The sequence below is a fragment of the Chitinophaga oryziterrae genome, assembly GCF_009758125.1.
Taxonomy (GTDB): domain Bacteria; phylum Bacteroidota; class Bacteroidia; order Chitinophagales; family Chitinophagaceae; genus Chitinophaga; species Chitinophaga oryziterrae.
In genome coordinates this window covers 278,391-292,015 of record NZ_WRXO01000006.1, presented here as the reverse complement: position 1 = coordinate 292,015, position 13,625 = coordinate 278,391, and the positions used below count along the sequence as shown (strand labels likewise).

7 protein-coding genes are annotated in these 13,625 nt (G+C 44.4%); all 7 read right to left on the bottom strand.

Going from position 1 to position 13,625, the window contains the following annotated elements:
• Positions 1-30 precede the first annotated feature (30 nt).
• The gene (locus GO495_RS20920) at positions 31-1,392 is read right to left on the bottom strand and encodes a RagB/SusD family nutrient uptake outer membrane protein (RefSeq protein ID WP_157301677.1); all 1,362 of its coding nucleotides are present in this window, start codon (positions 1,390-1,392) and stop codon (positions 31-33) included.
• An 11-nt stretch (positions 1,393-1,403) separates the two neighbouring features.
• Positions 1,404-4,952: a SusC/RagA family TonB-linked outer membrane protein gene (locus GO495_RS20915; RefSeq protein WP_170302699.1), complete on the bottom strand. Its 3,549-nt coding sequence runs from the start codon at positions 4,950-4,952 to the stop codon at positions 1,404-1,406.
• A 233-nt stretch (positions 4,953-5,185) separates the two neighbouring features.
• Positions 5,186-6,316, bottom strand: coding sequence for a FecR family protein (locus GO495_RS20910; RefSeq protein WP_157301675.1), 1,131 nt, complete (start codon positions 6,314-6,316; stop codon positions 5,186-5,188).
• Between the two features lie 51 nt (positions 6,317-6,367).
• Positions 6,368-6,958, bottom strand: coding sequence for an RNA polymerase sigma factor (locus tag GO495_RS20905; protein WP_157301674.1), 591 nt, complete (start codon positions 6,956-6,958; stop codon positions 6,368-6,370).
• 136 nt (positions 6,959-7,094) lie between these two features.
• Entirely contained in the window at positions 7,095-7,970 is an 876-nt protein-coding gene (locus GO495_RS20900; protein WP_157301673.1) for a glycosyl hydrolase, read from the bottom strand.
• An 83-nt stretch (positions 7,971-8,053) separates the two neighbouring features.
• Positions 8,054-8,446, bottom strand: coding sequence for a hypothetical protein (locus GO495_RS20895; RefSeq protein ID WP_157301672.1), 393 nt, complete (start codon positions 8,444-8,446; stop codon positions 8,054-8,056).
• 15 nt (positions 8,447-8,461) lie between these two features.
• A complete protein-coding gene (locus GO495_RS20890) occupies positions 8,462-13,555 on the bottom strand; it encodes a fibronectin type III domain-containing protein (RefSeq protein WP_157301671.1) in 5,094 nt (1,697 codons plus the stop codon).
• Positions 13,556-13,625 lie beyond the last annotated feature (70 nt).

Sequence of the window (13,625 nt, the reverse complement as noted above, 5' to 3'; positions counted from 1 at the left end):
AGTGATTGAATTTTAATGTTGTTGTTTACGCTATCTTGGGTTTTGTGTTATTTCCGGGTTTAACAATATATTTTTAGCCGGTATAGGGAATACATACCGGTTGCTGTTAGGCTCCAGTGTATAAGTTCCTCCTTTGTATACTCTTGTTACCGTAGCCGCAAATGCAGCTTCTTTGTTCAGGCGTTTCTGATCAAACCAGCGTAGGCCCCTGCATAACAGTTCCCTTCTCCTTTCATTGATCACCAGCTGTAATGCTTCAGCAGCATTTGCTGCGGAGAGCGCTATATAGTCTGCCGGGCGGAAACGTTTCTGACGGATCGTGTTCAGGATGTCAACAGCCGCTGTGTAAGATCCCACCCTTGCTTCAGCTTCTGCTTTGATCAGCATCATCTCTGCTGTTGTAGGGCCTGTAAGGGGGTTGTCCGAATTAAGACGAGGTCTGTAATAACCACGGCCAGCAAAAGAGTTAAAGGTAAAAGTGCTACCATCTGTTGTAAATAATTCATAACGCAGATCATGTGCATCGAACAGACTTAATAATGATGCGCTCAGCGGTAATGTAACAGAACTCACAGACAGACTTTTGGTAAAGATCATTTCGGGATCTTTATATTTTGTTGGATAAGATACCGGACTGGCAATATAGTCATTCAGATTCACCAGGGCACTCTGTCGTGTCAGTGCACTGTCTGCATACTTTTCCGCATCCGCATACTCACCTTTTTGCAGGGAAGCCCTCGCCAGGATGGCATACGCAGCCGTCTTAGACGGGTTGTAAGCCAGCGCTGATATATCAGGTAAGTTAGGAATGGCCTGTGTAAGGTCGCTGTTTATCTGGTCATAGATAGTTTTTACAGAAACACGTACAAGACTTGAAGTGAAGTCGGGGTTCAATATTAAAGGAACGCCCGCATCAGTAGCAGCGGTAGCCGCATCATATTGTTTTGCATAAATATTTACGAGGGAGAAGTAGGTAAATGCACGGTGTACCTGTCCTTCCGCCAGGATAGTCCGCTTATCAGCATCACTGCCACCATCACTATTCATTACGCCGGTAGTTACCTGGTTAAACACATACATCTGTTTATACATTCTATCCCAGTCAGGGTCTGCATTATCTCCGAAAAAATCGGCTGCCCATATAAAGGTATTCGCCTCTGCACTGCCTAATCTGTTCAGAAAACCGTCATCAGCGGGGCCATAATCATCACTGGCCACTACGGGATAATAGTATGATGGTTCGATATCAGATGTATTGTTCAGCAGGTACTGGTAATCCGTTGTATAATGCAGGGTACGTTTTCCCTGCTGTTCAATCTCCACATATTTGCGGCATCCTGTACTTCCCAGCAACAGCAGGCAGGCTATGTAAGTATATATGATCCTGGTCATTATCTGAAATGTTAAAATGAAGCATTAATGTTAAAAGTGTAATTCTTTGAAGGTGGCAGTGAATTATACTGACCAGCAAATATGTAATCCGGGTCTATTCCTTCTTTGTTCTTTCTCCAGATGATCCCCAGATTGCTGGCTGTAGCGCCCATTGTCAATGACCTCAGGAATGTGAGCCTTTTTATTACGGATCCAGGCAGCGTATAACTCAGTGTTACCTGTTGCAGGCGTGCATGATCTCCATCTATCACATTAAAATCAGCCAGTGAATACCGGGTAATGCTATTAAAGCTACTTCCTACTATACCTGGTACGTTCGTAAAGGCTTCATCACCTGGTTTTCGCCAGCGTTGTGCCAGCTCTTTGCTTGTAGACAGGAATCCCTGGTAGGAACCACCGGTAGGATACAATGTGCTATTGATACCCAGCTTCTGTACTTTATATCGGAGGTAGTAAGACATGCGTGCCGACAGGCTGATATTCTTATAACGGATTGTTTGCGATAATCCACCGAAAACAGGTGGCGTTCTACGCCCCATATATCTTTTGTCTTCCGGTTTCAGGTTGTCGGAAGAATACATGTCAGATGTAATGATCTTTCCGGCAGCAGTATATACCTGCGACTGGCCCTTATTATCCAGTCCTGCCCATCTGTATGCGAACACATTATCCACCGGATAGCCAGAAATGATCTGGGATAAACTGGACGGGTCCTGCACCTTATCAGGGAAACGAACGTCCGTTACTTTATTGGTGTTATAGGAAATATTAAAATTGGCGCTCCATGTCCAGTATGTCTGCCGGATCATAGTACCATTTAAATTCAGTTCCACACCATGGTTGGTCATATCTGACGTATTGAAAGAAAGAGAACTCCATCCGTAAGTAGAATTCACGGGTTGTGCAGTAACAATACCATAGGTATGTTTTTTATAGATATCAAATGAAACAGAGAGCCTGCTGTTCAGCAGGTCTGCATCAAAGCCAGCGTTGGTTGTTCTGGTAGTTGCCCATCCCAGCATGGTGTTACCGGGCAGACCAACGGTACCATATACCTGTTGAGTGAGTGCATCTGTACCATACAGATTAATAGTGGTAAATGCAGATCCGTCTGCACTTACAGAGCCTCCGATACCTTCTGTAACACGTATGGAAAGATTATCCAGCCATTTGATATCATGCATGAATTTTTCCTTTGTCATATCCCATTTCACGCCACCGGACCATAAGGGTACTGCACGTTTTCTGCGTTCTACACCTATCATACTATAATCGTCAAAACGAACACTACCAGACAGATGATATTTGTCTAACAGTGAATAATTGGCAGTACTATAATAAGACAGATATCTTTTCCTGTTTGCATAAATAGTACCATCTACAGAGGGCAGGGTTTTCCCATAACGGTATATAGTAGTATAGGGTACTGTAGGATTTACAGTAACAGAAGTACCCAGATCTGTATTAAACCCATATCTTGTCTGGTTGAATCCACCCGATTTTGTCTGCCGGAATTCATTACCCGCAATCACGATGAGGTGATGGATTTTTCTCCAGGACTTATCTGCATTCAGTTGTATCCTCAATGTATAGTCTTCAGATGTAGAGTTACTAAGTTTGTATACGCCCCCCAGTGGTACACCATATACAGGTTTACCATTTACGATAGTGGTACCGGTGTTCACCAGGTCTACCGTAGCGTAACTATTCAATTCTGCCAGGTTCTTCATGTCCGTTGATGCACGCTGGTACATACCCGAAACATCAAAACGGATCCAGTCAGTGATTTTAGCGCTGAGCTGAGAAGTAAGTCTTGATGAACTACTCTTGTAAATGGTATTGTTGCGGTCCAGTTCATCAATAGAATTTAATGTCCATGGAAGATACCCCAGACGTGTAAGGCTGTCCGTTACACGTGGCGTAAAAGCGATATAGCGGTTAATGGATTTCCCCTGTTCATCTACCAGCATTTCGTAAGGACGTAAGCCGTTAGCACCCGGGCTCATCGCTTCAAGTGCCGCGTTGTTCACCGTACTGTTGGAGTATGTCTGGTTAATACCTGTCGTCATTGTTATTCTTTTCTGTAGCAGGTCGTTGGTCAGATTGGCCGTTACAGAATACTTTTCCGCGCTGTTACCTTTGAAAACGGGACGGTCTTTGGAGTAATTACCTGAAACGTAGTAGGTGTTGTTATCACCACCACCGGACATAGAAAGGTTGTATTGCCGGGAAACAGCGCTCTGTAACAGGTATTTCTTTATCTGGTCCAGGTTACTTTTTTTACCCAGTGCTTCCAGTCTCTTATCTCTTTCTTCTGCAGTAATAGCACCCCGTTGTACCTGGAACATATCTTCCAGCGCTTCGTCCTGTGCCGGATAGCGCCAGTATGAGGCCGGATCAGCAAAATAGTTCAGGTCAAAGAGTTCCTTTTCAAAGTCGATGTACTGTTTGCTGTTCATCACATTGAGATTGGACATATCTGCCGGTGCTGATGTACTAACATTGGCAGTGGCATTGAATGTAGACATCCCCTTACGGCCTCTTTTTGTTTCTATCACAATTACGCCGTTGGCAGCCTGCGCACCCCATATGGCAGCAGCCGCCGCATCTTTCAGGAAAGTGATGCTCTGGATATCAGCAGGGTTAAAAGAAGCTATAATTGCATTGTTGGTAGCGAATGTAGTAGCTGCAATGGTACCCCCCGGATTTTTAACAAGGCTCTGATCCATAGCCGGGAAACCATCAATGACAACCAGTGGTGGGGTGTTCCCGCCATATGAATTCGTACCCCTGATGGCAATGGTATTATTACGGAGATCGAAGCGTACACCGGGAATAGTACCTTCCAGCCTTTCCATCAGGTTAAGGGCCGGACTGGCTTCAATATCCCTGGCGGTGATTACATTATAAGAACCGGTAGCTGTTGCCTGGTCTATCTGCTGATAACCCGTACTTACAGTGATCCCACTTAGTTTCGTCAGAGAGATATGCATGATAATCTTAACAGTGAACGACCCTGATGCCGGACCATCAGGAACAGTAATATGCTGGTCCTGTTTCTCATAACTTAAATGCGAGATCCTTAATGTATAGTCGCCCGGTTTTATATCCGGAAAGTTAAAACGCCCGGTTGGACCGGTAACCATCAGCTTTCTCGAAGGCAGCAACATCACAGAAGCCTGTTCTATAGGATTCCCTCTTTCATCCACCACAAATCCGTAGATCATCTGTGGCACCTTGATATCGGCCAGCATCTGATTTACCATCGACCTTTTAGTGATGATAATCGTTTTGTCTTCGAAAGAATAACTGAGTGGCTGATCTTTGAGCGCCTGCCGGATAAGCGTTTCGAGCGGCTGGTCCTTAATGTCGAGCGTTACTTTCTTACTTACGTCCAGCTCGTTCTGATCATAGAATACCAGGTAGCCGGTCTGCTGCTTTATCACTTTAAAAACATTCTCCAGGGACTCATTCCTGCAGGAATAGGTGATACTTTGCGAATAGGTTTTAGCGCTTACCTGTATACAGCAGGCAAGGATGATGATGGTTGATAATCGCATAACACGTAGTGTTTGGATACTTAACCGGTAGTTGTTCAATAAGCGTTTGCTTCGCTTAAAAAACATAACAATAGCATCCCGGTTACAAAAAGCTTCAAAATGCATACTTTTGTAAAGGTTATTGGTTGATAAATAGATAAAGTCTGAGCAGACCTTTTTTATAATGAGATCATAACCATCGCCGTTCTACCTCGTCCGTAGAACGGCTTCTTTTTACGATCTTTGCTCCTGTTTTACTGCTGTACCACTATCAGCTTCCGTCCATCCATTCTGAATTTTATATCCATTTTTTCGAGTATGCGCAGTACCTGCTGTAACTGCAGATTGCGTTGAATAGCGCCTCCAAAGCGGCGTTGAGGTATCTTCCCTTCAAATACCACATCTACATCGTACCAACGTGAAAGCTGGCGCAATACGGACGAGAGATCGGTACCATCAAAATTAAATGCACCGTTCTTCCAGGCTATTACCTGGTCTATATCCGTATTGTCCAGTACTTTCACATCGGTACCGGTAGTTCTTGCCTGCTGGCCCGGCCGCAGGACCACCTGCTGATTATTTCCTGTCATTACTCCTATGCTGCCTTCGAGCAGTGTGGTGTTGGTAAAAGGTTCATCGGTATAGGCATTGATATTGAAATTCGTTCCCAGAACATTTATTACAGTTGTTTCACTGATCTTTACCCGGAAAGGCTTATTAGCCATTTTTGCTATTTCAAAATAGGCCTCCCCTGTTACTTTCACGGTACGGTCGGCCCCTGTAAAGGCGGTCGGATAAGTGACAGAAGACGCTGCATTCAGCCATACGGCGGAGCCGTCTGGCAGTGTGAGGTGGAACTGGCCGCCACGTGGTGTGCGCAGAGTATTATAACTGATCGTATTGCTATTGCCGTTGGTAGTATACTCCAACTGGCCACCGGATTGCATAATGGTGGTATTCCCCTGTCTGATCACCTGCTTCCCTGTGCTGTCCAGCGTTACGGAAGAACCGTCTGCCAATGTAAGCACTGCTTTGTTGGAACCCGGCATGATTACCTGTGCCTGTTGGGACTTTTTTGCAGGCTGTTGCCATAAGAAAGCGGTCACTCCGCCAAGGAATATAACTGCCGCTGCTGCCACCCAGCGTAAACGTGGCAGGAAACGGACTTTATCTTCCCTGCCCAGTACCCTGTTCAGCACCGGCAACCCTTCGGCAGCCGTAAAGCGCGGATCGGCAGCGACAAGCCCTTCCCACTGCTGTTCCAGCATGGCAGACAGACGGGCGTCCTGAGACGGGTCTTTCAGCAGCTCCATCAGCTCGCGGACTTCTTCATCTGTAGCCGTTTGTTCATAATACCGGTGAAAAAGGTAATTTATTCGTTCCATAGCGATTACTATATACAGGACAATATGAAATATCAAAAAGTAGATATGCCTTTAAAAAAAAACTGCTGCCAGTAAAACCGGGGGTAGATAGATGTGGTATCTTTCTTTTATATACTCACTTATAAACTCAGTAGCCAGCTGAATGTATTTCTTGACAGTTGATACGGTAATACCCATCTGAGTGGCTATTTCGGCCTGTTTCAGGCGTTCACGGCGACTCAACAGGAATACCTTCCGCTGCTGTGGTGGTAATTTGCCGATGGCTTCGTCTATAAGGGAGTGGTAAATAAGCTGGGGATCGGGGGTATCTGCTTCGGACCGGAACTCGCTACGTAGCCAGGTGGCCTGGTTATCACGCTCCCTGGCCATCTTTTTCAGGGCATTCAGGGCGCGGTTTTTTGCCATCACCCATAGGTAAGGTTTGAATTGTTCTACAATAAGTAAGGTTTCCCGGCTCATCCAGATCTTAAAAAAGACGTCCTGGATAATTTCTTCTGTTTCGGGTAAAGAGCGTGTAATGCGGAAGACGTGTGTAGATAATAAAGGGTAATAAGTATTGAACAAAACAGTAAACGCCGTTTCATCACCTGCCGAGACTCTTCTGAGCAACTCCCGCTCATCGTGTAAGTTGTCCTGTTCCAATAAACCCCTTTATGTTATATCCCCTTTGAATGCCGGATAAAAGTAATAAAAAACCAATACAGCAGGGAACTAATTTGGGTATATTCATAAAAAGCCGCAGAAGTATGAACTTCTGCGGCCTGTGATAATCAGGTAATTAACGGGCTGTTACCGTTGTATTAGGCTTGAACTCTGAATAATACTTACCCAGTGGAGTGAGCGTACTATCTGCTTTCACTAAAGCAGAAGGCCATAACCGGGTACTGGTGGGTGAACCGGAGAACCAGGAATAACGCTGTATAAAAGGTATGGAATCCAGCTGAGGCAACAGTCTTTGCATAAATGCCTGTACCTGTTCTGCTGTGTACCTGTTTGCTTCCATGGTTTTAGCATCCTGATCTGCGGTAGCGAATTCTGTAATCCAGATAGGTTTATGGTATTTTTCATACAAAGCCCGCAGTACTTTCACAAAGTCAACATCATCAAGCCCAACGTACATGTGTACGCAGATGAAGTCTACCCGGCGATTCTGTGCGATCGCCTTGTCCATGAAACTGTAGATCCAGTCGCGGGTTGGCCAGGATGCTGCCGGGCTGCCCAGAGGCAGACCAATGCTTTCCAGTTTAGGCCATAAAGCCAGCGCTTCGTCTACTGTCATGTTGGATTGATCGGCCAGATCAGGTTCATTGAACCCCAGTACATATTTTATCCTGCCGGAGTCTTTCCATTTTTTAACATAAGCGATGTTCTCGTCAGTTACGTTGCCTTTACCCCAGAACATGGTGACGAATTCTGCGTTATTGGGCTGCTTTTCGAAAGGTAAAGTGGTACCCCAGGTATAAAACCAGTAACTCTTCAGATTCACTACATTACCGTACCAGCTTCCGTTGGTACTTGCTGTATTGAAATCTACCCCTTTCTTATTAACAAATCCCATCGGAGGATCTGTGATGATCGTGTTTTCGTCTTTGTCTTTGCTACAGGCCATTAAAAACAACAGGCTGAGGGACAGTACAATTTTGCAGTTGGACATAGAATAATGGTTATATAGATATGATTATATTATACAATAATATTAAACTATTTCCATATTCCTTAGAAATCCGTATTCGCATTTTAACCTTCTACCTCAGAAAAATCGCCCTTAAGAATCTTATCACCGTATTCTTCTAAAAGAAATGCCGCTCCTGCAATAATTCTTTTTACTCCCTTATCATCAGCTTCGTGATTCATCAACCCCAACGCCTCCGCTTTTTTAAATTCTTCCCGGCTGTTCTTTCCCATTTTACTCATCATATTTAACAGATGGTCCCCTTTGTTATTTTTAAGGTCCGTAACAAATATTCCCATTCCATCTTCCCTTGAAAATATAAACATCCTGATCTTCACATGCTCATTTGCAAGGACAGCTTCATACTCATTGGGCGGAGCAATGAATTCAAGATGATATTTCTCTATCAGGTGACCAAACTTTTCTTTCAGAAAAGGCATATAATAATCAAAGTCCATATAATTTCTTTTAATCTAGTCTACAATCTTCCAATCCGATAGCTTGGTCAGGGTTGGTAACCCTGCCGCCTTGGCATTAGAAGGAGGCAGCATCATTTTACTCTCAGGATCAAACCTGAATCCATGCTTCCATTCTAACCGGTGAATTTCCTTCCCGAATCCCGTTAATTCCAACATATCATTTTTTCCTACCTTATATAGATAACTTGCGTCCGAAACTACAATTATATCAACTTTTTGTGCAACTGCCGCATCTATCCATTTAGCATTCACACTGTTAAAGAATCCTCCTTTTTTAGAGAAATAATCTACCACCTCCTTTGAAACGTTTAACAAGTTAAACTTCTGCCCTGCCGGCACCAGGTATTGTGGATTCGCTTTCGCCTCTAAAGTAGCATAATCTGTAACAACCGGGTAATTCAATTCTTCAAGAATATTTTTCAGATCAGAATTAAAAGCCCCCACCAGGAAGGTACCACTTTTGGTATCATAAAGGATCTTTGCCCCGGAAGTAGGTGAATGTAAAAATAAGATACCATCGTTTTCCAGTATTCTTATTGCCACTTCACGTGTACAGTTTACTTCCTGCATCACCTTCTGCAACTTCAGTTCATAAGCCGCAATCAGGTCATCCAGCTTACCAATACCTACCTTGCCAAATGCTTCCAGTTTCGCTGCCAGTTCCGGGTTCTTTGCTCTAAGCTCCTCAAAATCCTTAAACTTCCATTCATTGAATGCTGCCTTCAATTCTTTTACGGCCAGGTTAAATTTCACATAGTTCTTCCCGATACCATACAGGGCACTGGCTCCCTGTGCAACTGCCACCCAGGTATTAACTGTTTCCCATTTCTCAATAAACTTTTTACCACTCTCAGTTTTGCTTAACTCATCCTGGTTCTCTGCTATATATAGATTTCCGTTAGACACTACCAGGTCTACCGTAGCCCAGAGATATACCCATGGGGAGGCTCCAGGAGTGGATAGTTGTTTGGCCGCCAGTACTGCAATCAGCTTATTGACTGCCACCATGATGTCATAATTCATATAATTATTGGCCACATAGACAAGGCTGATTGCCGGCATATAAGCCTCTGTGACCGATCCATCTTTCTCTACCGTAAATATCCTTACCAGTGTAAATGGCTTCCCCTGATATGAATTAGAGGAGATCAACTGATCGATACTTTTAGGGATAAGATCCGATTTGCAATAATCATCATAGAAGTTAATGGCTACCTTTCCATCATTTGAGAAAAAAGGCGCAATTGATGATTGCTGATAATGCACATGGTTGACGCCATCGCTGGTAAACCTCTTTGTAACATACACCTCTTCTTCCGCCAGCTTATAGAAGTAATCGCAGTCGTCCGGAGAATGTGTCTTCGAGAACGCTTCTATTTTCTTGTCAAATTCCTGGTATATAGCTTCCCACTCCAACGGTGATTTACTTCTGAAGAAAAGCTGCGACATCGCGCTGAAATAATCACCCAGTTGTTCTCCGTCTATATCCTTGAACATCAATGCCAGTAATCCGTCCTTGTCAGATTGCAGACTATCCAGCAAAGGAATTACCTGGTCATCAGGCGCACTTCTGATCAGTTTGATGATAGACATTTCGTCATCATTTCCAACCACAAAGCCATCAGCAATATTCTTTATCAGGTTAAAGCGATCTTTGATGCAAACAAAGTTCTTCAGGTTCGCTTCGCTTACTCCAACCATCTTATCATCAATCGACGAGCTATTAGGATTTGTATATAATTCTTTCAGAACAGCCTGTATATCCTGTGGTTTATTTTCCAAAGGCAACTCACAATCGATACATGTCTTACCTGCTATTTCCTTCACGCCTATCAGTTTCCGCTCGTCATTTTTAAATTTGATCTCGCTGAAATCTGAGTATTTCATCTGTTTGGACGTATACAAACCTGCGTAGAATGCCAGCTTGCATTTTGAGAACTCCACTCCTGCTACTACCAGTTTTTCTCCTCCTTCATCTGTAAATACATACTTCTCTTTATTCTTGTCAGCATCCTGATAAAACCCTGAGAAATTACCATTGCTGAAATTAGCAACCCAGTATTTGCTATCCTTATAGAACCCGGTAATTACCCCAATAGCGTCTTTAGACATGCCTGATGCATTACTTGTACCGGTTACCACCAGATATCCGCCAAAAGTCACTTTTACATCTTTGCTTAACCTGATGATACTTCCGTCAGGTACCACGTAGTTAATACTATTATTCACTATATAATCCGCGGCTTTTGCATCATTGATGAGGTAATCGGATACCAGCAAATAATTCCCGCTATACAGACCACTTCCATCGTCGTCTTCAAAGATACCCCATACATGTCCCGGACTATGGATTACGTCCCACTGGTATTTCAGTAGTTCGTTACCATTTTTGTAATCCATCAGATTTGCTGTAGTCATAGCCGTTAATCCTATGCCTGAAGCAAATGTATGCTCAAGTGTCCACGCGCCATGGGCGACTTCATGTGCGATGGTATGCCCGATATCAGTGTTTGACGCTCCTTTCGTAAATATAAATCCGAACTGACTCTGACGCGGCATTTTACCAAGCAGATCACCATCACCGGTGGCGGCTTCGTTCACTATAAAGAGGTAAACAGCATTATCATCTATTGTATGTGTTTTGCTGTAAGCTTTTTTCAGTGCCTTTTCCTCTCCGGTAAATCCATTACTCAGGAAAGCACTCTTAGTGTCCTGTAACTGGCCATCACCACTCTGGTCCCAGGTTATATTCCGGCGGAAGGTAGTATCAATTTCCAGTGTATATGTTGCTCCTACCTTAGAATATACCTGTTCCAGGCTACTTTGAATACTTTCCTGCGGAATAAGTGTTTGCATGCCCACCTGCACCAGCACTATTTTCTTTTGTACAGGCGCATAACTGGCTACCAGCAATTTACCCATACTGATATACTGTCCATCACTCTTCGGATATACAGCAAACACTTCCTGCGCATCACCGGCAGGACCACCTGTTATGGTGATTGTCCAGGTATTACCATTCTTTTTGGAAGGATATACAATACCTTTCCCGCTTACAAACTTGATTTTGTCCGTATTGATACTACCTGCATTACTGAGGGTAGCCAATACATCTTCCTGTTCTCCCGGCACCAGCGCTTTGGCACTTACCCTGTATTTGCCATTAGCCAGTTTTTCATAACTGCTATCCAGCACAGGCTTGCCTTCATAACTGGTTTTCCAGCTATCAAATGCATAACGGTTGGTGGTGGCAGCGGTAAAGTTCACTACGCCACTATCCAGTTGCAGGGTATTGAGTGCCGCCAGTGCGGACGTATTACCTGCCAGACTCTTATCACGTGTGCCCGCGGCTGTTACCTTTCCGTTCTTATCTATGTTATACAGGTTACCATCAGCATCTTCCAATACCAGTGGCAATGTTTTGCCTTTATCCTTGTAGTTGATGACTTCCTCATTGCCGGTATTGCTGTCCTTTAAAGTAATGGTGCCTGCGTCTGTATTAACTGTAATATTATCCTTACTGAAGATGTGCAGGTTGGTTGTTACATCCGGTACAATATCCCCGGTTTTCACCTTTCCTACATCTGCTCCGCCACGCTGTTCCTTCACGGCATCACTGACAAATTTATCTATGCCTGATGTTACTGCCTGCATTTCTCCACGGATCACCACTAGATCCGTATTGATGGTGATTCCCTTAAATTCCATTAAGAGCCCCATACCAAAGCCCGGAGTGATGATCCTTCCCTTTCCTGAGAATACCCCATTACTGCCACTTACATCTGTCAGCAACACGTCGAAATGACCTATTTTCACCGGCATGCCAACTACTGCCACCGGTAGCGGCTGGCTGTTCTGCGGAAGCTGCACTTGTGGGGATTCCCCACAGGAGAAAGTACGCAATGCTTCTGTTGTTATAGTGACCAGGTCACTATAAGGGCCATATATGCCGGATACACGCCATTGCAAACGGGCTTCGTATGCACGACCGGGTTCCAGGTTATATAATGCGAGCGTAGAATCGGCTTCCTTCTCTTCGGTGAACCAATCGAATTCTTCCCCATCTTTTGCGGCGGCACGGTACTGTACACGGTAAGCTTCTACATTGTACATCCCTCCTCCGGTAGCCAGTGGCCACCAGAGTTTAGCGGTACGTTCCCCGGTAGCTTCCCCGTTCAATTTTGGTTTGCCGATGTTATTAACCGCAAAAGGATTATTGGACAGATAACTGAACTTACAGCTTTTGCTGTAACCCTGATTGCTGTACATATCCCTGCCGCTTTTATCACGGGCCTGCACGATCCATACATAGTCCATGCTATCTATCAACTGGGGCTCACCGGGGCCGTAAATAAGCGTATTAGTTGCTGTTGTAGTGGTATACAGTGGTTGTGTACTGCGAACGATATAATCGGGGTTACTGTTCTTAGGTTTGATCTCATAGAGCGAAAACACATATTCCGTACCACTGCCTTCCAGGGGATTGGGCGTGTTACGGCTGCTCCAGTTGAATGTCAGGAACTGTGGGTCTATCTTCACTACACGGCTATCACAGACAGGCTGATTTAATACAGGTGGTTCACTTTTCTGAAAGAAGAATATATTGGCACCGGTATTACTTACCTGAACATCAGAACGGCGGTAGTCGTATGCAGTGAAACTGATACGATAGGCGCCTTCGGGTAATGCCTTGGTACGGTCGTAAGTCTCGCGACTGAACCCTCCGCTGAAATCTATATTATTACTGTTGAGATAATCATACAGATCTGCACCACTGATGATAGTAGGTATACCAGGATTCAGTACCAGGGGCTTAGGGGTAAACGCGGGCGAGGTACGCATGATCACAGCTCCATTCATTTCCACTGTCATGCGCAACCTTACCTCGTAGGAGGGCTGTGTGAGGTCATTCTGGACCAGGATTACCCGTAGTTTATCACTGCCGGGAACTGCATAGTCGGGCAGGTATACGCTATAAGGCGGTATGATCTGCGTACTGGCGGTAACGGGGTATTGCTGCGCTATGGCAGACTGTTGTATCAATATGCTCAACAGGTAAAAAAGGGTAATCCTGATAAATGCTTTCATCACATTCTTTTTCAAGGTATAGGTATAATTAAGTGCTCATACTCCTCAATAATCTCTCCTCACAAAATGA

Coding starts and splice junctions, on each gene's coding strand:
- GO495_RS20915 (WP_170302699.1), bottom strand. CDS start 4,952: ATGCGATTATCAACCATCATCATCCTTGCCTGCTGTATACAGGTAAGC.
- GO495_RS20895 (WP_157301672.1), bottom strand. CDS start 8,446: ATGGACTTTGATTATTATATGCCTTTTCTGAAAGAAAAGTTTGGTCAC.
- GO495_RS20890 (WP_157301671.1), bottom strand. CDS start 13,555: ATGAAAGCATTTATCAGGATTACCCTTTTTTACCTGTTGAGCATATTG.
- GO495_RS20910 (WP_157301675.1), bottom strand. CDS start 6,316: ATGGAACGAATAAATTACCTTTTTCACCGGTATTATGAACAAACGGCT.
- GO495_RS20920 (WP_157301677.1), bottom strand. CDS start 1,392: ATGACCAGGATCATATATACTTACATAGCCTGCCTGCTGTTGCTGGGA.
- GO495_RS20900 (WP_157301673.1), bottom strand. CDS start 7,970: ATGTCCAACTGCAAAATTGTACTGTCCCTCAGCCTGTTGTTTTTAATG.